The following is a 25,355-nucleotide window of genomic DNA, read 5'->3' on the forward strand; positions in this document are numbered from 1 at the left end:
CGCAGGGCTGGACGGTGCGGTTTTCATCGCAGACTGGCTCGACCTCAGGCACAGGGTATCCCTCACCCACGGTTGGCCGCGCAGCGCGTAACCTCTGGTTATCGCCGCAGCGCAAACGCTCATGACTTCTTTGCCGCCGGATGCATCTGGGCGGTCGATTACCGCGTAAAATTGAATGCTTGGCCGACAAACGGTCCGTTTCGTTCGTCGTCAGCAAGAGTGCTACACGTAGTAGTAACAGACACAACAGGTATGCGCAGAACAGGGGTGGGACTATGAACACCATGCTTTATCCGGAACTTTATAAATCACTCGAATCCGTTCGATGGGACATGGAGAAAGACATTCCCTGGGATAAATTCGATGCATCGCTCCTGACCGACGAGCAGGCCGCGACGATCAAGATGAACGCGATCACCGAATGGTCGGCCCTGCCCGCCACGGAAATGTTCTTGCGTGACAACCATCACGACAGCGATTTCTCCGCGTTCATGAGCGTGTGGTTCTTCGAAGAACAAAAGCATTCGCTGGTGCTGATGGAATATTTGCGCCGTTTCAAGCCGGAAATGTGTCCGACCGAGGAAGAACTGCACGCGGTGCGCTTCGAATTCGATCCGGCGCCGCCGCTCGAAACGCTGATGCTGCACTTTTGCGGCGAAATTCGCCTGAACCACTGGTATCGCCGTGCAGCCGAGTGGCACACCGAGCCGGTCATCAAGCAGATCTATGAAACCATTTCGCGCGACGAAGCGCGTCACGGCGGCGCCTATCTGCGCTACATGAAGAAGGCCATGGCGCAAACCGGCGACATCGCGCGCGCCGCTTTTGCGAAGATCGGCGTTCTGATGGCATCGGCGCGCCGCACTGAAAAGCCGCTGCACCCGACCAACCTGCACGTGAACCAGGCGCTGTTCCCGCGCGACACGATCCAGTCGCGTCTGCCGGATCCGGAATGGCTCGAACGCTGGCTCGACGACCAGATCCGTTTCGACGACGGCTGGGAAAAGAAGGTGGTCGAGCGGATTCTGCACAACCTGTCGATCCTGTTCGAGCGCACGTTCAATACCGCTCAGGAACTGAACCGCTATCGCAAGGAAGTGGTGGCGAGGTTGCAGGCCGATCAGAAGACGGCTGAACAGCCGGCTTGATGTTGTTGAGTTCGATCGGCGCTCGCGCCGCGGACCGTTTTTTCAGCTTTGATAGCGGCCCGGCAGGCGTAAGCTTGCTGGGCCGTTTTGCTTGATGCCGTTCGGCGTGTATCGTGGCGAAACTTTCTTTTTTTCTTTTCTGACTCCGTCATGGCTGCTAGTTTTGAACGTAAGATTTTTTCGCGTGATGCGTTGGTTGAACTCAGGCGCTCGATGCCAGCGCCGGTGGTGTTCACCAATGGCGTGTTCGATATCCTGCATCGCGGGCATGTGAGTTATCTGGCTGATGCCAAGGCGTTGGGGGCCTGCCTGATCGTCGGCGTGAATAGTGATGCGTCCGTGCGGATGCTAGGCAAAGGTGATGATCGGCCTATCAATAATGAGGCTGATCGAATGGCGTTGCTTGCTGCTCTTGAGAGCGTTGATTATGTTGTTGGTTTTGGTGAGCAGACCCCCGTGGAGTTGATTTCGGCGCTGCGGCCGGATGTGCTCGTTAAGGGCGGTGACTATGATATGGATGCGCTGCCGGAGTCGGCGATTGTGAGGGGATGGGGCGGGGCGGTGTTGGCTATTCCCTTCGAGTATGATCGGTCGACTTCCAAGCTTTTGAAGAGAGTTCGGGAACAGGGGTAAGCGGTTTTTTGCCTTTGGCGGCGGCATTTTCCTGGTTTTCGCTTCTTTGGCCTTTCCTTGTTTTGTTATTGGTTTATTAGCGTTCCCCCTGTGCGGGGGGGCACCTACTTTTCTTTGCCGGCCGCAAAGAAAAGTAGGCAAAAGAAAGCGGCTTTACACCGCCAATTCTTAAGCGGGTCCCTTGGCTTGGAGGGGATCGTGGCTCCGTAGAGATTCCGCTTGCGCACCTTTTGGCCTATGTGACCAGGCCGTCATTCTTCCGGCGGCGCTGCGCGCGCCGAACGGCATTTCCAACACCATCTCTGTTGTCGCTTCTTCTGGTGTTTCGGCGGAGCTTGGATGAGCCTCTTACGCGTCCGTCTTCTCCGTCTTCCCCTATTGCGTCAGCGCCGATGCTGCGATCGGTGCTGACGGCGCTGGGCCGCCTACTACGGCCTGGTCGGCGGCTTCGGCTGCTGTTACCGGTTGTACGCGCAACCAGTCCGGATGGATCTGCCGGTTCAGGTGGTTCGGCTCGCGGCCGCCAGCGGTGGGCGTCGGGCCGAATACGCCGCGCATCGCGACGAAGGCCAGCATGTTGGCAAGAAACAATATGGCAATCAGCCAGCGCAGCATCGTTTGATTTCCCCGTCCAATAGTTGAGCCGCTTTTTCTATGGCCGCGATTCAGACGTCGCGTTCCATCCCGCTCGCGGCAGCAATCAACGCAAGCCCAGACAGCACCAGCGAATCGTGTCGAGTATGCGGCACTTTTAGCGCGCTTGTCACTTCGTCCACAGCTCCGCCACTCACGACCAACCGCACCGGAACCTGCCACTCATCCTGCAAGTCGCGCCACATCCGCTCGATCAAGCCCGCCTGCGCCAACGTGCAGCCAGCAGACAGGGAGCGCGGTGTGTCAGTCGCGAAAAATGGGCCGCGCCGTTCTCCGTCCGCCTTCTCGCCCGCATCGAGCAGGCCGCGCGCAGCGCGGGCGTCGAGCGTCGGCAGTTGCGCCGTGTGCTCGCCCAGTGAACGCATCATCAGACTCCAGCCCGGCGCAATCAATCCGCCGACAAAGCAGCCGTCCGCACGCAACGCTTCAAGCGTGGTCGCAGTGCCGAACGTCGCAATCAGCACGTGCTCGCCAGGAAACGCCGCGCGTGCGCCAATCAGCCCCGCCCAACGATCGCTGCCAAGCGCATGCGGCGTGGTGTAGCTATTGGTCACGCCGCATTGTCGCGCGCACGCGCGGATCGTCGTGCGCGGCAAATGCGGCAAATGCGGCCATTGAGCGTCGAGCAACGCGACGATTCGCGCTGCGACGGTTTCGCCCGCAACGTTGGATATCCACACGCCGGCGGGCGTCGGTAAAGTCGACCAGTCCGGTTGATCCGTGCCGCCGTGCGCGAGGGCGCCGGCCGCGCTTTGCGTGCCGTCCGGCTGCACTAGCGCCCACTTGATGCGGCTATTGCCCGCGTCGATCAGCAGATAAGGCGCGCCGCTCGTCATGCAGCACCGTCGGCCAGACGCAGGGAGACGTCGCCGGTCGAGATGGTTTGACGGCCAGCCGCCGTATCGAGCAACAATTGACCGCGTTCGTCGACGCCCACCGCCACGCCACGTGTCATTTCCGCGCCTTGCTCCAGCAGCACCACTTCGCGCCCGGCATAGGCGTGCACCGCGTTCCAGCGTGGCTGGAACGGTGCGAAGCCCTCGGCGCCGAAGCGCTGCAACGCGGGTTCGAGCGCGTTCAGTTCCGCAGCCAGCGTGTCGGTGAGATTGGCGTTGGGCAACGCGCGCTGCAGCGCCGTCGGCACAGTGCCGCGCGCTTGCGGCGGCACGTCGGCGTTCAACGCGCCGACCTTGGCGGCGAGATCGTCCGCACCCTTCACATTGGTGCCGATGCCGATCACGACGGCGCTCGCGTCATCCGTGCTCCACGCGGTTTCAATCAGGATGCCGGCCAGCTTGTCGCCTTCCAGCAGCACGTCGTTGGGCCACTTCAGCGCGATCTGGCCAGGGCCCGCCATCGGCAGCGTACGCAGCCCGTCCACCAGCGCGACGCCCACGGCCAGACTCAAGCCCGCTAGCCCTTCGAGTGGACGCGGCAGGACACATGCGACCGAAAACAGCAGCGCATTGCCCGGATCCGCATACCAGGGGCGGCCGCGGCGGCCGCGACCGGCGGTTTGCAGATACGCGACTCGCACGATCGGCCGCGGCAGCGCGCCGGCCTTGCGCGGCAACGCTTTGACACGCGCCATCAGGTCGGCGTTAGTCGAGCCGGTTTCCTCGACGATCTCGATCGGCCAGTCATGCGCATGAGGCCCGAACAGGGCCACGGCGCGTTCCCGGTCGATGCGCCAGTCATCCGCCGCAGCGGCTTGGGGTGGGGTCTTGGATGCGTTCATGTCTCATATTGTAGCGATAGCGAACCCTGCAAGCCCACGAGGACGGTCCATCGTCCGCGCCTTCGTTACAATGGCCCCTAATCCGCTCACCATGTTCCAGCGATCCTTGAACTACGACACTCCGCCCGGCCTCGAAGTCGCGGCAGGCAGCCAAGGCAAGGTCGTCCGGCTTTCGGGCCACTGGACGGCGCTTGCGCTCGCGCGCGACCGCGCCACCGGCCATGTCATCCCCCTTCTGCGGTCGCTGATCGGCGCTGAAGGTATCCGCCAGTGGGACCTGTCGCGCATCGACCGGATGGACCACGTCGGCGGCCAGGCACTGTGGCGCGTGTGGGGCCACAAGATGCCCGCCGACACTACGCTCACGGATACGCAGCGCGACATCTTCGAGCGCATCGCGCTGCTCGACACCGCGCGCGAAACGGCCGAGCCGGTGCTCAGGTTCGACCCGTTCACGCGGCTGGGCCTCGCGATCTTCTCGTTCTTCGAGCATCTGTACGGCGGCGTCGCCATGTTCGGGCGCGTAGTGCTCGATCTGTTGGCGATCCTGCGCAAACCAAAAATCACGCCGTGGACCGAAATCTCGGCGAACATCTACAACGCGGGCACCAAGGCGCTGCCGATTACCGCGCTGGTCGCGTTCCTGATCGGCATCGTGCTGAGCTACCTGTCCGCGCAGCAACTGCGGCTTTTTGGCGCGAACCAGTACATCGTCAACATTCTCGGGCTGTCGGTGATTCGCGAACTGGGGCCGGTGCTGTCGGCGATTCTGGTGGCGGGCCGCTCGGGTTCGGCGATCACTGCGCAGATCGGCGTGATGCGTGTGACCGAGGAACTGGACGCCATGCGCGTGATGGGCATTCCGCATGGGCTGCGGCTGATCTTGCCGCGCGTGATCGCGCTCGGCGTGGCAATGCCGCTGCTCGTGATGTGGACCAATATCGTTGCGCTGACCGGCGGCGCGCTCGCCGCGAAGGTGGTGCTCGGCATCGACATGAGCTACTTCGCGCGAGCCTTGCCGAGCGTCGTGCCGGTGGCGAATCTGTGGATCGGCCTCGGCAAGGGCGTTGCGTTCGGCATGCTGATCGCAATCGTCGGCTGTCACTTCGGTTTCCGCATCAAGGCCAATTCGCAGAGTCTCGGTGAAGGCACGACGACCTCGGTGGTGACCTCGATCACCATCGTGATTCTCGCGGACGCGGTGTTCGCGATCCTCTTCCAGAACGTGGGGCTCGGATGATCGCGCCACTCACCCAGGCCGTGCGCGGCCAGCCGATGCCCGAGATCGCCGAGCCGGTGATCGAAGTGATCGACGTGACCAAGCGCTACGGCCGCAATATCGTGCACCAGCACCTGAATTTCGAAGTGCGGCGCGGCGAGATCGTCTCGATTGTCGGCGGCTCGGGTTCGGGCAAGACCACGCTGGTGCGGCAGATTCTCGGGCTGGAGCGGCCCTCGTCCGGCACCATCAAGCTGTTCGGCGAGAATCTGGCGACCATTTCCCCGGATACCGCGCTGCTGATGCGCAGCCGCTCCGGCATGCTGTTTCAGCGCGGCGCGCTGTTCTCTTCGCTGTCGGTGTTCGACAACATTGCGCAGCCGTTGCGTGAACTCGGCAAGGTGCCGGAAGACCTGCTGCGCGACATCGTCATGCTCAAGCTCGAGATGGTCGGGCTGCCCTGCAAACACGCGTCGAAGATGCCCTCGGCGCTGTCGGGCGGGATGGTCAAGCGTGTGGGCATCGCGCGCGCGATCGCACTCGAGCCCGAACTGCTGTTTCTCGACGAACCGACTGCCGGACTCGATCCGCAGGCGTCCGATGAATTCGTCGAACTGATTTCCGCGCTGCATCGCGCACTCGGCCTGACGGTGGTGATGGTCACGCACGATCTGGACACGATGATCGCGCTGTCCACACGCGTCGCCGTGCTGGCCGATCGCAAGGTGCTGGTCGCCGCGCCGGTGGAAGAAGCGGCGGCCGTCGATCATCCGTTCATCCGCGAATATTTCCTCGGCCTGCGCGGGCGCCGCGCGCTGCAGGCGCTGCCGCCGGAGCGCCGCGCGAGGCTGCCGCGTGCGGCGCTCGAATCGGCATCGTCCGAATTGCCGCTGTGAACCAGGGAACCTGACAATGGAAAATAAATCACATGCCTTCTGGGCAGGCCTTTTCACGGTGGCCTTGCTGGTTGCGATCGCGGTGGCGGCTTTTTTGTTCAACGTCGATCGCTCGGTGCGGGTGCCGTATGATCTGATCGCGCGCACCAATGTAACGGGACTTTTTACCGACGCAGCGGTGCGTTATCGCGGGCTCGACGTCGGCAAGGTGCAGTCGATCAAATTCGATCGGGATCATCCGGGTCAGATCCTGATCCGCATTCTTGTCGACACACACGCGCCCATTACCCATTCAACCTTTGGCAGCCTGGGTTTCCAGGGTGTGACGGGGATTGCCTTCATCCAGCTGGATGACAACGGGCGCGATCCGTCGCCGCTGGTGTCGTCGGCCAGGAATGTCGCGCAGTTGCCGATGCATCCGGGCCTGCTCGATCAGTTGCAGCAGCGCGGCGACGTGTTGCTGCGCAAGCTCGAAAAAGTCGCCGACGACGTCGACAAACTGTTGTCGCCGGAAATGGTCAGCCAGTTGCAGGGCACGGCGGCAAGCATCCAGAAAGCTGCGGACGGCGTCGCCACGCTGACCCAGCAAATTACCCCGGTGGCCGGCAAGCTGCCCGCCACGATCAACCAGCTGGATCGCACGCTGGCGTCGACCAACCAGCTGATCACCAGTCTGAACCGGCCGGACGGTCCGTTCGAGACCAACCTGAACAAGGTCGGCACGGCGGCGCAACAGGCAGGCGAGGCGCTGGTGTCAATGGATGGTTCGTTGCAGGAGCTTTCCGCGCGAGTCGGCTACGACACGCTGCCGCGTGTCAATTCGCTCGCCGACGACGTGCGCTCCGCGGCCCGTTCGGTGGACCGCGCAGCCGACACGTTCAGTACCAATCCGCGCAGCGTGCTGTTCGGCGCGCCGGCGGCGGCGCCCGGCCCAGGCGAGGCTGGTTTTACGTGGCCCGCCGCCCGTACCGCCAAATGATCTGAAAGTTTGAAGAAAGGAAGATTCTCATGTCACGCTCGATTTACCGATTGTTCCCGTCGAGCGCCGCGCTGGCGGTGCTGCTCGCTTTTGGCATCCTGGCTGCGGGCTGCGCCGGCACGCCGGCCGCGATCTCGGACATCCGTTACGACTTCGGGCCGCCGAATCCGGCTGCCTCGGCCGGCTCGCAGCCGGCGGTCAAGGTGCTCGATGTCAGTGCTCCCGATACGCTCGAGTCCGATAAATTGATCTACCGGTTGAGCTACGCCGACGCGCAGCAGATAGCGTCATACGCGAACAGTCACTGGACCATGGCGCCTTCGCAATTGCTGACGCAGCGTCTGCGTGGCGCGCTGAGTTCGCGCGGCACCGTGCTGACGGGCGCGGACGGCGTGCGTGCGCCAGTCCTGAAGGTCGATCTGAGCGAGTTCGAGCAGGTGTTCGATAGCCGCTCGGAAAGCCACGGCGCGATCACGGCGCGCGCCACGCTGGTGCAAAACGGCAAGGTGCTCAGCCAGCGCACGTTCATCGCGCGCGCGCCGTCCAGTTCGGCCGATGCCGCCGGCGGCGCGCAGGCGCTTGCCACCGCCAGCGACGACCTCGTCGCGCAGATCAGCGCATGGCTCGGCGTGCAGGCACTGGTCGCCGCACAATGACCACGCGGCAGCGCACGCATCGGAGCGCTGCATGAGCGTAAAGCCCTGGGTGCGCCGGCCGTCGGCGCTTGCCCGGCAGGCGCTGGTGCTGTACGCGGCGCTGATCGTCTACGGTTCGTGGTATCCGTTTTCCGGCTGGCGTTCGCTCGGCCTCGGTCCGTTCGCCTTTCTGTTCGATCCCATGCCGCAGTACCTGACGGCGTTCGACGTCGTCAGCAACGTGCTGGGCTATATGCCGTTCGGCGCGCTGGTGGTGCTCGCCGTCTATCCACGCTGGCGCGGCACGCTGGCGGTGGCGTTGGCCTTCGTGCTCGGCGGGCTGCTCTCCGGCGCGATGGAGGCCGTGCAAACCTATCTGCCCACGCGCGTCGCCTCCAACCTCGATCTCGCCGCCAATGCGCTCGGCTCGCTGCTCGGCGCGGCGATGATGTCGCCGGCCACCGGCGCGCTGCTCGATCGCGGCCTGCTGCGCCGCTTACGGCTTGTCTGGTTTGAGCGCGATAGCGCGGCGCTCGCGTGCCTGGTCAGCTTGTGGCCGTTCGCGACCCTGTATCCGGCGCCGCGTCTGTTCGGCCTCGGCAACTGGCCGCGCGCACTCTGGCTGCGTTTCGACTCGACGACGCAGGATGCGTTGCTTGCCTGGACACCGCCCGGCTGGCATGTCGGCGCCTGGCCGATGCTGGTCGCCGCGTGGCTGCCTGACAATGGCTGGGAAGCCGTCATCACCACACTCAATCTCTTCGCCGCGGGCGCGCTGGCTTCGTTGCCGATGCGCCGTCACGCGCCTCGTGTGCGATTGCTGCTCGCATTCATTGTCACGACCTTGTTCGTCAAGGTGGGCGCCACGTTTCTGCAATCGCAATCCGGCCTCGCATTCGACTGGGCGACGCCCGGCGCGCTCACCGGGCTGGTATGCGGCATCGTTGCAGCGTTGCTCGTGCTGCGTTTGCAACGCAGGTCGCGCGCGGCGCTCGCGGCCTGCGCGTTGAGCATCGCGCTGGTGTTCGTCAATCTGCTGCCGGTGAATCCCTATTTCGACGTCGTGCTGGCCGATTGGCGGCAGGGACGCTATCTGCACTTCAATGGTCTCGCGCACTGGCTTGCATGGGTCTGGCCGTATGCGGCGCTGGTGTGGCTGGCGTTTCTCGTCGAACAGGCGTGGCTCAGGCGGCGTGTTCGTCGCGTGTGATGTTCTTCGACGCGCGGTGCTCGCCGATGCGCCGCGCTCCGGCGACCGCCAGCCCCGCTCGCTATAATCGTCCGCACACTAGGCGCGCCGCAACGCGCCCAGCGCTGTTCCCCATTCTTACAGGTTCGCCCCCGGACACCATGGACTCCTTTTACAAGTACCACGTCTTCTTTTGCCTTAATCAGCGCGATCCCGCCGCGGAACGGCCGAGTTGCGCGAACTGCAACGCGCAGGCCATGCAGGAGCACGCTAAAAAACGCGTGAAGCAACTTGGCCTCGCCGGCCCCGGCCAGGTTCGCATCAATAAGGCGGGCTGTCTGGAGCGCTGTGAACTCGGGCCGGCGCTGGTCGTGTATCCGGAAGGCATCTGGTACACCTATGTCGACGAAAGCGACATCGACGAAATCGTCGATTCGCATCTTGTGAACGGCAAGATCGTCGAGCGCCTGAAGATCGATCAATAAGCCTCGCCATGAACGTACATACGAAGAAGTATCTGATCGACGGCCCGGTCGGCAAGATCGAGGTCGCCCTGGATCTGCCCGACGAAACCCGCGAGAACGGCGCCGCGCCACGCGGGATCGCGCTGGTCGCCCACCCGCATCCGCTATTCGGCGGCACGATGGACAACAAGGTCGCGCAGACGCTCGCGCGCACGCTTGTGCAGTTGAACTACGTGACGTATCGCTCGAATTTTCGTGGTGTCGGCCAAACGCAGGGCGAGCACGACGCGGGCATCGGCGAGCGTGACGACTTGCGCGCGGTGCTGGATCACATGCGCGCGGAAGCGGGGCAGGCTGATCTGCCCCTTGTACTCGCGGGCTTTTCGTTCGGCACCTTCGTGCTCTCGCACGTGGCCGCGCGGCTGCGTGAAGAAGGTCAGGAGATCGAGCGGATTGTGTTCGTCGGCACGGCGGCGAGCCGTTGGGAAGTGGCACCTGTGGCGGAAAACACGCTCGTGATTCACGGCGAAACCGACGACACCGTGCCTATTCAATCCGTTTACGACTGGGCGCGGCCGCAGGAATTACCGGTGGTCGTGATCCCGGGCGCTGAGCATTTTCTGCATCGCAAGCTGCATGTCCTGAAGCGGATCATTGTCGACGCGTGGCGATAAGCGGTATGCAATGTGTGTTTTCCGGGGTACAGGTACGCACAATTGCAAATTAATCACCGCCCATCGCGCCGGGCAGCGCGCATAGCGCGCGTATAATGAGCGCTCTTTTTTGGGCGCAGCACCGCCCACCCGGCAGTTCGCGCGACGCGTGGCTTCTTTTCGCGCGCAGCGGTGCCGGATGCGAGGCGTGCTGCGCGAACCGATCGCGTGGCCGGAAGTCAAATGGGCGCCGCGCCGTTTTAACGGCCAGACGCTCGCCGACCGGCTCCTCCAAACTATGCGCCCTGTGCGCGTTGTATCTATCCGCACGAATCGACCCTATGCGTTTTTCCACCACCGGTCTCAAGTCTGTTTCTTCTTTTGTTCCCCATACCCTTAGCCGTGCCGTGACCCTCGGCGTCGTTCTGCCGGCCACTTTGGTGGCCAGCACGGCGTTCGCGCAGGTGCCGCCGCCCGCGGTGAACGCGCGTTCGTGGGTGCTGGTCGACGCGACCAGCAATCAGGTGCTCGCGTCCGGCAATCCCGACGAGCGCGTCGAACCGGCCTCGCTGACCAAGCTGATGACCGCGTACCTCGTCTTCGAAGCATTGCAGACGAAGAAGATCGCGATGGACCAGACGGTGATGCCGAGCGAAGCCGTACGTCGCGTGCGCACCGACGAATCGCGCATGTTCATCGAAGCCAACAAGCCGGTGACCGTGCACGATCTGGTCTACGGCATGATCATCCAGTCGGGTAACGACGCGGCAATCGCGCTGGCTGAACTGGTCGGCGGCAGCGAATCGCAGTTCGTCAACATGATGAACACCGAAGCGCAGCGCCTCGGCATGAAGAACACCCATTTCGCCGACGTGAACGGCATGCCCGACCCGCAGCACTACACCACTGCGGGCGACCTCGCGGTCCTGTCGGCGCGTCTGATCCGTGACTTCCCCGACTACTACAACATCTTCTCGGTCAAGGAATTCACGTACAACAAGATCAAGCAGCCGAACCGCAATCGTCTGCTGTGGATCGACCCGACGGTGGATGGCCTGAAGACTGGCCACACCCAGGGCGCCGGCTACTGCCTGATCGCGAGCGCGAAGCGCTCCCTGCCGGGTGCGACCGACGCGTCGCGCCGTCTGGTCTCGGTGATGATGGGCGAGGTCAAGGAACACGACCGCGTGCAGGACAGCCTGAAGATGCTGAACTACGGTTACACCGCGTATGACACGGTGCGTCTGTACAAAGCCGCTCAGGTGATCGGCACGCCGCGCGTCTACAAGGGCGCCCAGGACACCGTGCAGATCGGCGTGAAGAGCGACCAGTACATCACCGTGCCGAAGGGCATGGGCGACAAGGTGAAGCCGCAGGTCGAGCAGATCGATCCGCTGATCGCCCCGATCGCGAATGGTCAGCAGGTCGGCACTGTGAAGCTGGTTGCGGACGGCAAGGTTCTCGCGCAGTTCCCGGTGGTCGCCTTGCAGGCTGTGCCGCAAGCCGGCGTGGTCGGCCGCGTGTGGGATTCGCTGATGCTGATGTTCAACAAGAAGAAATAAGAGCCTGATTGCGATGACCGCTGTTTCTGATGTTCCGCTCGATCCGATTGTTTTTCTGAACGGCGAAATGGTGCCGTTGTCCGAAGCGCGCGTGCCGGTTCTCGACCGTGGCTTTATTTTCGGCGACGGCATTTACGAAGTCGCGCCACTGTATGCGCAGGCACGCGGCCGCACGCCGTTTCGCTTCACGCAGCATCTGGCGCGGCTCGCGCGTTCGCTGGGCAAAATTGGCATCGTCAATCCGTTCAGCGACGCCGGCTGGCGCGAACTGATCGAGCGGGTAGTCGCGGCTAACGAGGCGGATGGCAGTCTGCGTGCCGATCAGAACGCGATTGCCTATATTCAGGTCACCCGAGGTGTTGCGAAACGCGGGCACGCGTTCCCGGCCGGCATTCAGCCAACCGTGTTCGTGATGGTCACGCCGCTGAACCTGCCTGACACGGCGCAGCGCGCGCAGGGCGTGCGTTGCGTCAGCGCGGAAGATCGCCGCTGGCTCAATTGCGACATCAAATCGGTGTCGCTGCTTGGCAACGTGTTAATGGCGCAATACGCGGCCGAAAACGACGCGTTCGAAACGATCCAGTTCCGTGACGGCATGCTAACCGAAGGTTCTTCCTCGAATATCTGGATGGTGAAGGACGGCGTGTTGTTCGCGCCGCCGCGCAGTCACAAGATTCTCGAAGGGATTCGCTACGGTTTGATCGAAGAACTGACGAGCGAATGCGGCATCCGCTTCGAAGCGCGCGAGATCGCCGAAGCCGAACTGCGTACCGCTGACGAGATTCTGGTCAGTTCCGCCACCAAGGAAGTGCTGCCGGTCACGCAACTCGACGGTCAGCCGGTCGGCGACGGCAAGCCGGGCGCGGTGTTTGCCGCGCTGTACGCGGCGTACCAGCGTGCCAAGGCGAAGGAAGCGCAACAGGCGCAGCAAGGAGTAGAAAATGAGTTCCGTGAACGAATCACTGTTTGAGTTTCCCTGCGATTTCCCGATCAAGATCATGGGCAAATCGCATCCCGAGTTCACCGAGACGATTGTCACGGTGGTCCGGCAGTTCGATAACGAGGTCGACGCCACGCGTGTCGAGGCGCGGCCGTCCAGCGGCGGCAATTACACCGGTTTGACGGTCACCGTGCGCGCCACGAGCCGTGAGCAACTCGACGATATTTATCGCGCGCTCACGGGGCATCCAATGGTCAAAGTGGTGTTGTAGAGCCCTGATGTCTCGCGTTACGGCATGGCGCGCGATGCGCCCGCCGTCAGATCGCCGCTTGCGGCGGGCCCAGCCTGGCAGGCGCGGTCGAAAAGCTGTTTGAACCGTCCCACCTCCTCGAATACCCAGTCGCGAAACGCTTTGACCCGGGCGGTTTCGAGCATCTGCAGCGGGCAGATGAAGTAGTACTGCCACGGGCTCGGCCCATCCACATCGAATAGCCGCACGAGGCGGCCCGCGGCGATCTCCTGAATCGCCAGCGACCGGCGCGTGAGCGCGATCCCCTGACCGTCGATGGCTGCCTGCAACAGATTCGACGAATCCTGATACAGCACACCGCGCTTCGGTTCCGGCCAGTCGGTGAGGCCGGCGGCGTCAAACCAGGGGCGCCACAGTTCGTCGTCGGAACGTAGCAGCGGGACGTTGGCCAGATCGGCTGGCGTCTTCGGCAACTTGCCGCCGTTGAAACCGGGCGCGCAGGCCGGAAAGAAGATCTCCTCCAGCAGCAACTCTGCATGCAGCCCCGGGTATTTGCCGAAGCCGAAACGGATCGCCACGTCGACGTCGTCGCGCGCAAAGTCGGTCAGGGCGTTGGTGGATAGGAGTTCGAGGTCCCACTGCGGATGCGCCTCAATAAAGCTGCCGATGCGCGGCGTCACCCAGCGCGCTGCAAACGACGACAGCATGGACACGACCAGCCGGCGCTCGCGGTCGCCGGCGCGGATTTCGCGGGTGGCGTCGGCGAGCGCCATCAGCGCGGTGCGCACGCGGGTGGCGTAGCGGCGGCCGGTGTCGGTGAGCCGGACGCGCTTGCCGTCGCGAGCAAACAGCGTGACGCCGAGTTCGGCCTCCAACGCCCGGATCTGATGGCTGACGGCGCCGTGCGTGACGAACAGTTCGTCGGCGGCGCGCGAAAAGCTTTCATGGCGGGCGGCGGCTTCGAACGCTTTGACTGCGTTCAGGGCGGGCAATTGCCGGAGGTCCATCGCAATATTTCTCACATAGAGGTGAAAATAGATCGTTTTGCGTAAACCCTTGTTGCACCTAGGATTGTAGTCATGAAACGAACTTTGGCGAGGGCATTATGCGAGAAATTTCCTCTAGCATCGCGTTTGAAATCCGTCATGGCGAAACGATTCCTATGAAGGTGGCGCGCAGCACCAAGCTGGTCGTGCGCGGCGGCGCAGTATGGGTCACACGCAGCGACGACACCGAAGACTACTGGCTGCAGCCCGGTCACACGTTGCGGCTGCGGCGCGGCGAACGGCTGTGGCTGAGCGCTGAGGGCAGCACGGTGGCGAAGGTGGCGTTTTCGGTGCCGACACGCTGCGACGAGCGCGCGCTGAACTGGCTTGCGCGGGTCGGCGAACGGCTGGCGGCCAGAATGCGCGGGGGCTGGCGTACCGTTTGACGGCAAACGGCGCCGCGCAAGCGGCGTCCGATGCGGGCACTTCCGGCGGGGATGCCCAGATTTCGGTAAACTGACGGGATCATGTCCGCCACCCCGGTTTCTCCTTCTCCACACGCTGCCACGGCGCCGCTCACGCTGCGCTGGCGCGGCAGCGAACCCTACGAAGCCAGTTTCGAAGCGATGCGCGCGTTCACCGACGAGCGCACCGCCGACACACCCGACGAAATCTGGCTGGTTGAACATCCCCCCGTCTTCACGCTCGGCCAGGCTGGCGATCCGGCGCATCTGCTGGCCGCCGATAGCGGCATTCCTCTGGTCAAAGTCGATCGCGGCGGGCAGATCACCTATCACGGGCCTGGACAGGTGGTGGCCTATCTGCTGCTCGACCTGCGCCGCCGCAAGCTGATGGTGCGCGAGATGGTCACGCGGATCGAGCAGGCCGTGATCGACACCCTCGCGGCGTATAATCTCGCCGGAGAACGCAAGGCGGGCGCCCCCGGTATCTACGTGGCGCCCGGACCGGATGCCGGGCTGCACGCCGGCGCCAAGATCGCCGCGCTGGGTCTGAAAATCCGCAATGGCTGCAGCTATCATGGCGTGAGCCTGAATGTGAACATGGATCTGCGGCCGTTTCTGGCCATCAACCCATGCGGCTACGCGGGGCTCGAAACAGTCGACATGGCCACGCTGGGCGTGGCTGCCGGCTGGGAAGACGTGGCCCGTACCTTTGCAGCACGCCTCACCGCAAACCTCGACGGCAGTCCCGCGGCCGTCGCCCAACCACAGGTCGGTGTCCTCACCGCCTGACTGGACCGAACGAATGACTGACGTTACCGCGAACCTCGCAGGCTCTCCCGCTACCGATGCCGCGCCGGCTACCGCCGCCACGGTGTACGACGCTACCGCGAAGCAGAAGGCGCAAGCCAAAACCGCCCGAATTCCGATCAAGATCGTCCCGATCGAAAAGCTGAAAAAGCCGGACTGGATCCGCGTCAAAGCGGCCACCGGCAATTCGCGCTTCTACGAAATCAAACAGATTCTGCGCGAGCACAACCTGCACACGGTGTGCGAAGAAGCGAGCTGCCCGAACATCGGCGAATGTTTCGGCAAGGGCACCGCGACGTTCATGATCATGGGCGACAAGTGCACGCGCCGCTGCCCGTTCTGCGACGTCGGTCATGGCCGCCCCGATCCGCTCGATGTGGACGAGCCGGGCAATCTGGCCCGCACCATCGCCGCGCTGAAACTGAAGTACGTGGTCATCACCAGTGTCGATCGCGACGATCTGCGCGACGGTGGCGCGGCTCACTTCGTGGAATGTATCCGTCAGACCCGGGAGCTGTCGCCGGAAACACGCATCGAAATTCTGACGCCGGATTTTCGCGGCCGTCTGGATCGCGCGATCGGCATTCTGAACGCCGCACCGCCTGACGTGATGAACCACAACCTCGAAACGGTGCCGCGTCTGTACAAGGAAGCGCGTCCGGGTTCGGACTATGCGCATTCGCTGAAGCTCCTGAAAGATTTCAAGGCGCTACATCCGGATGTTGCGACCAAGTCCGGCCTGATGGTCGGCCTCGGCGAAACCGAAGAAGAAATCCTGCAAGTGATGCGCGATTTGCGCGAACACGATGTGGATATGCTGACGATCGGCCAGTATCTGCAGCCGTCGGAACACCACCTGCCGGTGCGCTCGTATGTGCACCCGGACACGTTCAAGATGTACGAAGAAGAAGCGTACAAAATGGGCTTCACGCATGCGGCGGTCGGCGCGATGGTGCGCTCGAGCTACCACGCCGATTTGCAGGCGCATGGTGCTGGGGTGGTCTGAAGGTTTGGATAGCGTAGTTGTTTGAAAAACAAAGCCCGCACGTGTTGCGGGCTTTGTTCTTTTGGGCAGGCAGGCTTCCGGCCTGCGTCATGCGTTGACGGCCTACCCACGTGAGCTACTGGTAATACCGTGCGAGCAACATGCACATTGAGGCAAGCGTGCCACCGATACCCCAATCCGCAATCATTCGCTAGAACCTGCCGTCTGTCAGCCACAACAGTCGCGCCGATCCAACTCAACCTGAAAAGCAATGCCCGAACAACGTAATTAGCAAGTGCCGATTAGTTAGAACCGTCCGCGGACAAACTCCCTATAGTCGAAAGCCTCCCAGACAACATCCACTAAAGGGGCTTCCCGATGAACCGCCTTCTCCGTCCGCTCGCCGCATTCGCCACGCTGCTGGCACTGTCCGCGCCGTTCGCATCGGTTGCACACGCCGACACCAAAGAAGTCGTGATCGCGTATCAGGACATGGTGGTGCCGTGGCGCTACGCGCAGGCCACGGGCGAGGTCGAGAAAGCCACCGGCTACAAGGTCACCTACCGCAAGCTCGGCAGCGGGGCCGACGTGATCCGCGCGCTCGCGTCCGGCTCGGTGCAGCTCGGCGAAGCAGGATCGAGCCCGATCGCAGCGGGGCTGTCGCAAGGAGTCGATATTTCCCTGTTCTGGATTCTCGACAATATCAACGACGCCGAAGCGCTGGTCGCGCGCGACGGGTCGAATGTCACCAGCGTCGCAGGTCTGAAAGGCAAAAAGATCGGTGTGCCGTTTGTGTCGACCTCGCACTTTCACACGCTGGTTGCGCTGCAAAACGCCGGCGTGAATCCGTCCGATGTGAAGATCGTCAATCTGCGCCCGCCTGAAGTCGCGGCAGCGTGGGAGCGTGGCGACATCGACGCGACCTACATCTGGGACCCGGTCTTAGCCAAGGTCAAGAAGAACGGCAAGGTACTGATCACCTCGGGGCAGGTGGCGCAACAGACTGGCAAGGCGACCTTCGACGGCTTCGTCGTGGACCGTAAGTTTGCCGGTCAGAATGCCGAATTCGTTGCGCGCTTCGTGAAGGTGCTGGCCGCAACGGACGCGAATTATCGCGATCATGCGTCGGCATGGACGGCGGCTTCTCCGCAGGTGCAAGCCGTCGCGAAGGAGTCCGGCGCCACGGCGCAGGAAGTGCCGGCGAGCCTTGCGTTGTATGCGTTCCCGACGCCGGCACAACAGGCGTCGAATGCGTGGCTTGGCGGCGGGACGCAATCCGGCGCGGCGAAGTCGCTCGCCGCGACTGCTGCGTTCCTGAAGACGCAAGGCACGATTCAGAATGTGCTTGCCGACTACTCGACCGGCGTCGATCCGCAGTTCGTGCAGCGCGCGGCGCATTGATCGCGTCGCATGGTTTTCCACCCGCATCATGAGGCGTGGCGATGAACGGTCTTGAGATCAGGCGGCTACACGTCGCTTACGAGGGGGCGCGTGGCGAGGCGCCGAACGTCGCGCTCGCGGACGTCGATCTGACCATCGCGCCCGGTGAATTTGTCGTCGCGCTGGGGGCGTCGGGCTGCGGCAAGACGACCTTGCTGAATTGCATCGCCGGCTTCATTCAGCCGACCGCAGGTGAAGTGCGCCTGAATGGCGAGCCCATCGTCGGACCGGGTGCGGATCGCGGTGTCGTGTTCCAGAAGTACGCGCTGATGCCGTGGCTCGACGTGCTCGACAACGTGGCGCTCGGGTTGCGCTTCCAGCGTGTGCCGAAGGCGGAACGCGAGCGCATTGCGCGGCAGATGCTGGCGTTGGTCGGACTCGAGAAGCACGCTCGCTCGCGGGTTTATGCGTTGTCGGGCGGGATGCAGCAGCGCGTCGGCATTGCCCGCGCGCTCGCGAGCGATCCACAAATGCTGCTGATGGATGAGCCGATGGGCGCACTCGATGCGATGACGCGCGAGTCGATGCAGGAGCTAGTACTCGACGTGTGGGGGCGAACCCGGAAGACAGTGTTTTTCATCACCCATAGCGTCGAAGAGGCGCTGTTTCTGGCGACCCGTCTCGTTGTGATGGCACCGGGGCCAGGGCGCATCGCCGAGAGCTATGAGCTGCCTTTCGCGCGCCGCTTTCTTGAGACACGCGACGCCCGCGCGGTGAAGTCAGCGCCGGATTTCATCGAGTGGCGTGAGCGACTGGTGCGCCGCCTGCATGAGCGCAGTGAACCCAATCAGGAAGAGGTGGTGTCGTGACGGCTTCGCGGGAATCGTTGGGCAATGTGGCATTGACTCGGGCCGAAACGCCGTCGCGCAAGACAGCGCGGCTAACGCGTGGCTGGCGCCTGCCTGGCGAGGGTCCCACGGCGGCGTTGAGCACCGCTTCGGTAGCAACACTCGCGGCGCTGTGGTGGCTTGCCACGCACTTGCACTGGCTGCCTCCCTTGTTTCTGCCGACGCCGGAAGCCGTGTGGGCCGCGTTTCTGGACGCGTGGCACGGACGCATTCAAGGCGGCTTGCCGTTATCGGAGCATCTCGCGTGGAGCGCGCTGCGCGTGTTCGGCGCCTTCACGCTGGCGGCAGTGACGGCGGTGCCGGTCGGCATTCTGATGGGTGTGAGCCGGGTCGCTCGCGGCCTGCTCGATCCACCGCTGGAGTTCTACCGGCCGTTGCCGCCGCTCGCGTATTTGCCACTGGTCGTGATCTGGTTCGGTATCGACGAGACGGCGAAGATCGTTGTGATTTACCTCGCCTGCTTTGCGCCGATCGCGATGGCCGCGCGTGCCGGTGTGCGCAGCGCGACCACCGAGCAGATTCATGCAGCGTATTCGCTGGGCGGTGGCTTCGCGCAGATCGTGCGCTACGTCGTCTTGCCGGCCGCGCTGCCGGAAATTCTCACCGGCCTGCGCATCGCAATTGGCTTCGGCTGGACCACCCTGGTCGCTGCCGAAATGGTCGCCGCCACCGCGGGACTCGGGCAGATGGTGCTCAATGCGTCGAGTTTTCTGCGCACCGATGTGGTTGTGATGGGCATCGTGCTGATCGGCTTGATCGCGTGGCTGTTCGACCTCGGCATGCGTGCGCTGGAGCGCAGGCTGGTGCCATGGAAAGGGCGCGTGTAGCCGTAGCTCATCGCCGCCTGGTGGGTGACGGGCAGTGCAAGCTCAGACAAACAGTTCGATAACCGGCCAGCCGCGTTCCGCGGCGATCGCGCGCAAGCGCGTATCGGGATTGGTCGCGACCGGATGCGTGACGCGTTCCAGCAAGGGCACGTCGTTGATCGAGTCGCTGTAGAAGTAGCTCCGTGGGAAATCCTGCAAGCGATAACCGAGCGAAGCGAGCCAGCCTTCGGTACGCGTGATCTTGCCTTCGCGGAAGGTGGGTACGCCGACAGCGGTTCCGGTAAAACGCGCCAGCGGATCGTCACCTTCCGTGCCGAGTTCGATACCCAGCAGATGGTCGAAGCCGAGCGCCTTGCCGATCGGGCTGGTGATGAACACGTTGGTCGCGGTAACGATGCAGCATAAGTCGCCCGCTTCGATATGACGCTGCACGAGTTCGCGCGCTGCCGGCAGGATTGCCGGCATGATCACTTCCTGCATGAACTGCGCGTGCCACGCGTCGAGCTGCTCGCGTGAATGGCGAGCCAGTGGCGCCAGCGTGTAGTTCAGGTAGGCGTGCATGTCGAGAGTGCCCGCTACGTATTGACGGTAGTAGCCGTCGATCTCTTCGGCGTGCTGCGCGGCGCCGTCAATGCCCAGGCCGGCAATGAAATGCGCCCACGCCTGATCGCTGTCGAGTGGCAGCAGCGTGTGGTCCAGATCGAACAGCGCAAGATTGCGACTCATGCAGTTTCCTCGGCATCGAACGGTCGCGCGGACTGCTCCGCGAACCGGGCGGCGGTGCACAGCGATCCACAGTTGGGACGAGCGTATATTTAAAAGCACAAAATTACAATAAGGCAAAATTGTGCAACACTACTGTCATGTACGCCCCGGGTGCCGGTTCGCGCGGCATGCGGTTCGGGTCATGGCAGCAGGAACGGAATGCGTAGTGCCTATGTTGATTCTCCTTAACCTCCTTGCCGGTGTGGCGCTGCTCGTATGGGGCTCGCACATCGTGCGCACAGGCATCCTGCGGGTACTCGGCGCCGATCTGCGCAGCGCGCTAGGACGAAGTACCAGCAGCCGCTGGCGCGCGTTTCTCTCCGGCGTCGGCGTGACGAGTCTGGTGCAAAGCAGTAACGCAACGGCGGTTATCGTCACGTCGTTTGCAGCGCAAGGGTTGTTGCCGCTCACGAGTGGCCTTGCAATCATGCTCGGCGCGGACGTCGGTACCGCATTGATGGCACGGGTCCTCACGCTGGATCTGTCGTGGCTGTCGCCGATCCTGATTCTGACCGGCGTGCCGCTCTTCCTCTCGCGCAAGCAGACGCGTCTCGGTCAGGTCGGCCGTACGCTGATCGGGCTTGGACTGATCCTGCTGGCGCTGCATCTGATTGTCGAAGCCGCTCAGCCAATGATGCAAGGCGCCGGCGTGCGCGTAATGTTCGGCGCGCTGACCGGCGACACCATGCTCGACGCACTGGTCGGCGCCGCGTTTGCCATGCTGTCCTATTCGAGCCTCGCGGCGGTCTTGCTGACTGCGACGCTCGCCTCGTCAGGCGTGATCTCGCTGAAGGTGGCGCTGTGCCTCGTGATCGGCGCGAACCTGGGCAGCGGCCTGCTGGCGCTGATGGGTACCGTCGCGCAGAATGCGGCGGCGCGACGCCTCGCGTTGGGCAGCCTTGCGTTCAAGCTGGCCGGCGCGCTGCTGATCCTGCCGTTCGCGCCGCTGCTCGCGCGTGGTCTGCCGGTGCTGATCGCGAATCCACGCGAAGCAGTGGTGGGCTTCCACCTGATCTACAACACGCTGCGCTGCTGCGCGTGTATTTCGCTAATCGACCCGGTGGCGCGCATCTGCACGCGTATGTTGTCAGACCGGCCGCTGGCCAATGGCGAGCTGCGGCCCCTGCACCTGGACGCCGCCGCGCTGCCCACGCCGACACTCGCGCTGGCGCACGCCGCACGCGAAGTGCTGCGCATCGGCGATATCGTGCGCACCATGCTCGACAATGTCGCGGACCTGATCCATCACAACAATCTCGAGAAGGCGCGCGAAACCGTGCGGATGGACGACGACGTCGACGAACTCTACGCCGCGGTCAAAGGCTATTTGACGTTGATCTCCCGCGAGCAACTCGACGAAGCCGATAGCCGCCGCTGGACCGACATCATTTCGCTGACGATCAATCTGGAGCATGCGGGCGATATCATCGAGCGAATCGTCAGCGATATCGAAGAGAAGAAAATCGCCCACCGTCTGTCGTTTTCGGAAGAAGGACTCGGGGAACTGGACGACTTGCAAGCACGGCTGATCAGCAATCTGCAGCTGGGCCTGTCAGTGTTTCTGAACAACGATCTGCGTTGCGCCGAGCGCCTGCTGGCGGAGAAGGAGCGCTTTCGCGATCTGGAGCGCGCGTATTCGTACAAGCATCTGGACCGGCTCGCCGGCCAGACCTTGCGCAGCATCGAGACCAGCGCGCTGCATCTGGATCTGATCAGCGATATGAAGCGGCTCAATTCGCTGTTCTGCTCGACGGCTTACCCGGTGCTCGACGCGGCCGGCGCACTGCACGACACGCGCTTGCGCAAGCGCGTGCTTGATACGATCCACGTGAAGGAGTAGGGCGTAGTCCGGCAACCTGCCGTACGCGCGCCGATCGCGCAAAGGCGAAGCGAAGCGCTATGCCAGCACGATCTCTTCCAGCTTCTTTTTCAGTGACGCAAAGTCGGCGGCTTCGGCCGCTTTTTTATTGGTGACGAGCACGTCGATACGATCGACCGGGCAATACGAGATCCGGCTGCGCTGACCAATTTTGCTGTAATCGGCGAGGATCGCTACACGGTCCGCGTTGGCGACCATGGCGCGCGCGACTTCGGTTTCGGCGTGATCGTAATTGGTGGCGCCATGCCGGTGGTCGATGCCGACCGGCGACAGCAATGCAATGTCCGCACGATAGCGATGGATATCGAGCACGGTGGTGGCGCCGGTGGTAGCCATCGCGCGATCGCTGATCGAACCGCCCAGCAAGATCACTTCGTTCGCCGCTTCCGCCTGCTCCACCGAACCGCGCATTTTCAACGCGACGTCGATCGAGTTGGTGACGATTGTCAGGTTCGCCAGCTTCGCCAGCTCTTCGGCGAGCGCCGCGGTGGTGGTGCCTGCGTCGATGAACAGTGTCTGGCCGCTGGCGATCAGGCCGATTGCCGCCTTGGCGATCGCGGTCTTGGATTTGACGCGCATGTGTGCGCGCTCGGCGATCGGCGCTTCGTCGGCGGGTTTGATTGCGCCGCCATGCACGCGCCGCAACTCACCCAGCGCTTCCAGATCGAGCAGGTCGCGCCGCACCGTTTCGCGTGACACACCGAGGTCTGCCATGATGCGTTCGGTCGACACACGTTGAAGCGTCGACAGCAACGCGCGAATTCTCTGGTGACGGTCTTCCTGCCACATGCATTTGTCCCTGGGTGCGAACGCCCGTTCACACGGCTTGTTTGAATGACGACATCGTGGGCACGGATGTGTGTCCGGGCGATGTCAAGCCTACTACTTTAGCCGGTATGTGTTGTATTTTTTTGGTAGCTTGCAAGTTTGTGTATTTAACACTAGCCTTCGCAGATCGAAGCGTCGCGCCTGTTTCGAACACGAAATGTTCGAAAAGGAATTGAAATGTCGCGACTCGCGCATTTTGTGGCGTTTTCTTGCAATTTGACTGAACCGAGCCGTTCCCGTAAGGGTTGTCGAGAGCGCCGGATCGAGCCTTCGGCGTCAGCGCGTGACGCCGCGAAGACGCTACACGATTCGTCATCCTGACCATGGAACTGCATGCGCTGGTGTTGCCAGTCCATGGGCGAGTCGCTGTATCGCAGCGTCATCACCTGGCGCGATACTACGCGTGGAGCTCGCGCGTGGAAGCTGTGCGGAATGGTGGCAGCGATGGCGGCCGCGATGGTGGCGGTGGCGGCCGGGCGCGTGTCGGGCGTACGTTCAAGCCGCACTATCTGGAAGGTATCGAGACGTGGGAAACGGGATTGATCGCGCTACATCCGCGCACTGGCCTTATCCAAAGCTGATCGCGCATCGCTGCGGCGGCACGCTGGCGCCAGAGAACACGCTCGCTGGATTCGACGCGTGCGTCCGGTATGGCTACCGCATGGTCGAATTCGACGCCAAGCTTTCCGCCGACAACCAGCTCTTCCTGCTACATGACGACACGCTGGAGCGCACCACCGACGGTCACGGCGCCGCAGCGGAGCACACCTGGGCGTCGCTCGCCAGGCTCGATGCAGGCGCCTGGTACGGTCCGCAATTCGCCGGCACGCGCTTGCCGACATTGGCCGATGCCGCGGCACGCTGTGCCCGCGACGGGATCGCCGCCAACATAGAAATCAAGCCGTGCCCCGGCCGTGACGAGATCACCGGGCGTCTGGTGGCAAGCGCCGCGTTGAGCTTGTGGCAAACACAGACGCCGCCGCTGCTGTCATCGTTTTCGTTCGAGGCGCTCGCTGCGGCGCAGGAGAGCGCCCCTTCGCTGCAGCGCGGCATGCTGTTCGAAGAGGTTCCCGCCGACTGGCTGCACATCGTGCGCGAACTCGACTGCGTGTCGTTGCACGCCAGTCATCGGCACCTGAGTGAGCCGCTGGTTGCCGAGATCCGTGCCGCGGGTTTGCGCGTGCTGGCCTATACGGTGAACGACCCGGAGCGAGCCAGGCTGCTTGCGAAGTGGGGCGTCGACATGATTTGTACAGATCGCATCGATACACTGGAGCACGACATGTTTTCCTCGCCGGCGAACCCGGCGTGAGCATGGCGCAGGCGCGCGAGTGTCAGCGAACAGACGCGGGTACGCGCGCACCGATAGAACTCGAACTAGACATTTTCCTAACGTAGCAATTTCGGCAGAGGATGGGGAAGACTATGAACCGCACCGCGTTAGCTCGTTTACTTTCGATGTCCGCTGCGGCGGGTGTCGCCGCAGCCGGCGTGAGCAGCGCTTCGGCCGCGCCGCCTGACGCACTGGTCGCAGCCGCCAAGCAGGAAGGCCAGCTCACCGTGATCGCGTTGCCGCACGACTGGTGTAATTACGGCGAGTTGGTCGCCGGCTTTCAGAAGAAGTACGGCATCAAGGTCAACGAGCTGAATCCGGACGCGGGTTCGGGCGACGAAATCGAAGCGATCAAGGCGAACAAGGGCAACAAGGGTCCGCAGGCGCCGGACGTGATCGACGTGGGTCTGTCGTTCGGTCCGTCCGCCAAGGCTGAGGGTTTGCTGCAGCCGTACAAGGTGGCGACGTGGAAGTCGATTCCCAACGAGTCGAAAGATGCCGACGGCTACTGGTATGGCGACTACTACGGCGTGCTGGCGTTTGAAGTGAACGCCGACATGATCGACAAGGCGCCGGCCGACTGGAGCGATCTGCTCAAGTCGGACTATAAGAACGCGGTTTCGCTGGCAGGCGATCCGCGCTCGGCCAATCAGGCGATCCAGGCCGTATTCGCAGCGGGTCTGTCGCAGAGCAAGGGCGATGTGAGCAAGGCGGACAAGGCCGGCCTCAAGTACTTCGCCGATCTGAACAAGAGCGGCAATTTCGTGCCGGTGATCGGCAAGGCCGCCTCGCTTGCGCAAGGCACCACGCCGATTGTCGTGCGTTGGGACTACAACGCGCTGGCCGACCGCGATACGTTGAAGGGCAATCCGAAGGTACAGGTGGTGATTCCGAAGACGGGCGTCGTCGCCGGTGTCTATGTGCAGGCGATCAGCGCTTATGCGCCGCATCCGAATGCGGCCAAGCTGTGGATGGAGTACCTGTACTCGGACGAAGGGCAGATTGGCTGGCTGACGGGCTATTGCCATCCGATGCGCTATAACGAACTGGTGAGCGCGAAGAAGGTCCCGCAAGCGCTGCTCGACAAGCTGCCGCCGCCTTCGGCATACAAGAATGTGGTGTTCCCGACGCTGTCCCAACAGGATGCCTACAAGGACACCATCACGAAGCATTGGGACGAAGCCGTCGGCGCGAACGTGAAGTAAACGGGGATCGCGCTTTCTGCACGTGCAG

The 25,355-nt window shown here is 63.1% G+C and carries 27 protein-coding genes; 21 read left to right on the forward strand and 6 right to left on the reverse strand.

The features are described 5' to 3' along the window. Positions 1 to 275: 275 nt before the first annotated feature. Both PQR27_RS01190 and rfaE2 read left to right on the forward strand, forming a co-directional pair. On the forward strand, positions 276 to 1,148 hold the full coding sequence (locus tag PQR27_RS01190) for a ferritin family protein (protein WP_408521911.1): 873 nt from the start codon (positions 276 to 278) through the stop codon (positions 1,146 to 1,148). A gap of 150 nt (positions 1,149 to 1,298) precedes the next feature. Beyond that, entirely contained in the window at positions 1,299 to 1,781 is a 483-nt protein-coding gene (gene rfaE2 / locus PQR27_RS01195) for a D-glycero-beta-D-manno-heptose 1-phosphate adenylyltransferase (protein WP_408521912.1), read from the forward strand. Between the two features lie 375 nt (positions 1,782 to 2,156). Here the strand turns inward: rfaE2 and PQR27_RS01200 are convergent, their stop codons facing one another. From PQR27_RS01200 to PQR27_RS01210, 3 genes are read right to left on the reverse strand one after another with little or no spacing between them, the layout of a single operon-like run. Beyond that, positions 2,157 to 2,396, reverse strand: coding sequence for a hypothetical protein (locus PQR27_RS01200; protein ID WP_408521913.1), 240 nt, complete (start codon positions 2,394 to 2,396; stop codon positions 2,157 to 2,159). Between the two features lie 50 nt (positions 2,397 to 2,446). After that, positions 2,447 to 3,271: a type III pantothenate kinase gene (locus tag PQR27_RS01205; RefSeq protein WP_408521914.1), complete on the reverse strand. Its 825-nt coding sequence runs from the start codon at positions 3,269 to 3,271 to the stop codon at positions 2,447 to 2,449. Then, a complete protein-coding gene (locus PQR27_RS01210) occupies positions 3,268 to 4,173 on the reverse strand; it encodes a biotin--[acetyl-CoA-carboxylase] ligase (protein WP_408521915.1) in 906 nt (301 codons plus the stop codon). The genes PQR27_RS01205 and PQR27_RS01210 overlap by 4 nt, the downstream gene beginning before the upstream one ends. A gap of 106 nt (positions 4,174 to 4,279) precedes the next feature. On the opposite strand from PQR27_RS01210, the gene PQR27_RS01215 reads away from it, so the two are divergent. From PQR27_RS01215 to PQR27_RS01260, 10 genes are all read left to right on the forward strand, one after another. Beyond that, a complete protein-coding gene (locus PQR27_RS01215; protein ID WP_408521916.1) occupies positions 4,280 to 5,413 on the forward strand; it encodes an MlaE family ABC transporter permease in 1,134 nt (377 codons plus the stop codon). Beyond that, on the forward strand, positions 5,410 to 6,288 hold the full coding sequence (locus tag PQR27_RS01220) for an ABC transporter ATP-binding protein (RefSeq protein ID WP_408521917.1): 879 nt from the start codon (positions 5,410 to 5,412) through the stop codon (positions 6,286 to 6,288). Before PQR27_RS01215 ends, PQR27_RS01220 begins: the two co-directional genes overlap by 4 nt. A gap of 16 nt (positions 6,289 to 6,304) precedes the next feature. Continuing rightward, entirely contained in the window at positions 6,305 to 7,267 is a 963-nt protein-coding gene (locus PQR27_RS01225; RefSeq protein WP_408521918.1) for an MlaD family protein, read from the forward strand. Positions 7,268 to 7,296: 29 nt separating this feature from the next. Continuing rightward, the gene (locus tag PQR27_RS01230; RefSeq protein WP_408521919.1) at positions 7,297 to 7,923 is read left to right on the forward strand and encodes an ABC-type transport auxiliary lipoprotein family protein; all 627 of its coding nucleotides are present in this window, start codon (positions 7,297 to 7,299) and stop codon (positions 7,921 to 7,923) included. 31 nt (positions 7,924 to 7,954) lie between these two features. After that, positions 7,955 to 9,112, forward strand: coding sequence for a VanZ family protein (locus PQR27_RS01235; protein ID WP_408521920.1), 1,158 nt, complete (start codon positions 7,955 to 7,957; stop codon positions 9,110 to 9,112). 140 nt (positions 9,113 to 9,252) lie between these two features. Beyond that, positions 9,253 to 9,576, forward strand: coding sequence for a (2Fe-2S) ferredoxin domain-containing protein (locus tag PQR27_RS01240; protein ID WP_408521921.1), 324 nt, complete (start codon positions 9,253 to 9,255; stop codon positions 9,574 to 9,576). An 8-nt stretch (positions 9,577 to 9,584) separates the two neighbouring features. After that, positions 9,585 to 10,229 (forward strand): alpha/beta hydrolase, encoded by a 645-nt coding sequence (locus PQR27_RS01245; RefSeq protein WP_408521922.1) that lies wholly within the window; start codon positions 9,585 to 9,587, stop codon positions 10,227 to 10,229. Positions 10,230 to 10,549: 320 nt separating this feature from the next. After that, positions 10,550 to 11,770: a D-alanyl-D-alanine carboxypeptidase family protein gene (locus PQR27_RS01250; RefSeq protein ID WP_408521923.1), complete on the forward strand. Its 1,221-nt coding sequence runs from the start codon at positions 10,550 to 10,552 to the stop codon at positions 11,768 to 11,770. 13 nt (positions 11,771 to 11,783) lie between these two features. Then, positions 11,784 to 12,740, forward strand: a complete 957-nt coding sequence (locus PQR27_RS01255) for a D-amino acid aminotransferase (protein WP_408521924.1) — start codon at positions 11,784 to 11,786, stop codon at positions 12,738 to 12,740. Further along, positions 12,712 to 12,981, forward strand: coding sequence for a DUF493 family protein (locus PQR27_RS01260; protein WP_408521925.1), 270 nt, complete (start codon positions 12,712 to 12,714; stop codon positions 12,979 to 12,981). Before PQR27_RS01255 ends, PQR27_RS01260 begins: the two co-directional genes overlap by 29 nt. A gap of 17 nt (positions 12,982 to 12,998) precedes the next feature. Here PQR27_RS01260 and gcvA read toward each other — a convergent pair whose 3' ends face one another. Next, a complete protein-coding gene (gene gcvA, locus PQR27_RS01265; protein ID WP_408521926.1) occupies positions 12,999 to 13,967 on the reverse strand; it encodes a transcriptional regulator GcvA in 969 nt (322 codons plus the stop codon). 98 nt (positions 13,968 to 14,065) lie between these two features. On the opposite strand from gcvA, the gene PQR27_RS01270 reads away from it, so the two are divergent. The 6 genes from PQR27_RS01270 to PQR27_RS01295 all read left to right on the forward strand — a co-directional run bounded on the left by PQR27_RS01270 (position 14,066) and on the right by PQR27_RS01295 (position 19,317). Further along, positions 14,066 to 14,392, forward strand: coding sequence for a DUF2917 domain-containing protein (locus tag PQR27_RS01270; RefSeq protein ID WP_408521927.1), 327 nt, complete (start codon positions 14,066 to 14,068; stop codon positions 14,390 to 14,392). An 81-nt stretch (positions 14,393 to 14,473) separates the two neighbouring features. Further along, on the forward strand, positions 14,474 to 15,199 hold the full coding sequence (gene lipB / locus PQR27_RS01275) for a lipoyl(octanoyl) transferase LipB (protein ID WP_408521928.1): 726 nt from the start codon (positions 14,474 to 14,476) through the stop codon (positions 15,197 to 15,199). 13 nt (positions 15,200 to 15,212) lie between these two features. Continuing rightward, positions 15,213 to 16,223 carry a lipoyl synthase gene (lipA, locus tag PQR27_RS01280; RefSeq protein WP_408521929.1) on the forward strand — a complete coding sequence of 337 codons (1,011 nt, stop codon included), beginning with the start codon at positions 15,213 to 15,215 and terminating at the stop codon, positions 16,221 to 16,223. Positions 16,224 to 16,580: 357 nt separating this feature from the next. Continuing rightward, positions 16,581 to 17,603 carry a taurine ABC transporter substrate-binding protein gene (tauA, locus tag PQR27_RS01285; protein WP_408521930.1) on the forward strand — a complete coding sequence of 341 codons (1,023 nt, stop codon included), beginning with the start codon at positions 16,581 to 16,583 and terminating at the stop codon, positions 17,601 to 17,603. A gap of 41 nt (positions 17,604 to 17,644) precedes the next feature. Then, positions 17,645 to 18,451 carry a taurine ABC transporter ATP-binding protein gene (locus tag PQR27_RS01290; protein ID WP_408521931.1) on the forward strand — a complete coding sequence of 269 codons (807 nt, stop codon included), beginning with the start codon at positions 17,645 to 17,647 and terminating at the stop codon, positions 18,449 to 18,451. Positions 18,452 to 18,477: 26 nt separating this feature from the next. Then, complete coding sequence (locus tag PQR27_RS01295) at positions 18,478 to 19,317, forward strand: ABC transporter permease subunit (protein ID WP_408525372.1); 840 nt, start codon at positions 18,478 to 18,480, stop codon at positions 19,315 to 19,317. Positions 19,318 to 19,359: 42 nt separating this feature from the next. On the opposite strand, the gene PQR27_RS01300 is transcribed toward PQR27_RS01295, so the two are convergent. After that, positions 19,360 to 20,043, reverse strand: a complete 684-nt coding sequence (locus tag PQR27_RS01300; protein ID WP_408521932.1) for a histidinol-phosphatase — start codon at positions 20,041 to 20,043, stop codon at positions 19,360 to 19,362. Positions 20,044 to 20,254: 211 nt separating this feature from the next. On the opposite strand from PQR27_RS01300, the gene PQR27_RS01305 reads away from it, so the two are divergent. Then, positions 20,255 to 21,922, forward strand: a complete 1,668-nt coding sequence (locus PQR27_RS01305) for a Na/Pi cotransporter family protein (RefSeq protein WP_408521933.1) — start codon at positions 20,255 to 20,257, stop codon at positions 21,920 to 21,922. Between the two features lie 57 nt (positions 21,923 to 21,979). Here the strand turns inward: PQR27_RS01305 and PQR27_RS01310 are convergent, their stop codons facing one another. Continuing rightward, a complete protein-coding gene (locus PQR27_RS01310) occupies positions 21,980 to 22,750 on the reverse strand; it encodes a DeoR/GlpR family DNA-binding transcription regulator (RefSeq protein WP_408521934.1) in 771 nt (256 codons plus the stop codon). Between the two features lie 565 nt (positions 22,751 to 23,315). Between PQR27_RS01310 and ugpQ the strand changes: the two genes are divergently transcribed. Further along, positions 23,316 to 24,101: a glycerophosphodiester phosphodiesterase gene (ugpQ, locus tag PQR27_RS01315; RefSeq protein WP_408521935.1), complete on the forward strand. Its 786-nt coding sequence runs from the start codon at positions 23,316 to 23,318 to the stop codon at positions 24,099 to 24,101. Positions 24,102 to 24,214: 113 nt separating this feature from the next. Continuing rightward, positions 24,215 to 25,327 (forward strand): ABC transporter substrate-binding protein, encoded by a 1,113-nt coding sequence (locus PQR27_RS01320; protein WP_408521936.1) that lies wholly within the window; start codon positions 24,215 to 24,217, stop codon positions 25,325 to 25,327. Positions 25,328 to 25,355 lie beyond the last annotated feature (28 nt).

The organism is Paraburkholderia fungorum, assembly GCF_046027215.1.
Taxonomy (GTDB): Bacteria; Pseudomonadota; Gammaproteobacteria; order Burkholderiales; family Burkholderiaceae; genus Paraburkholderia; species Paraburkholderia fungorum_D.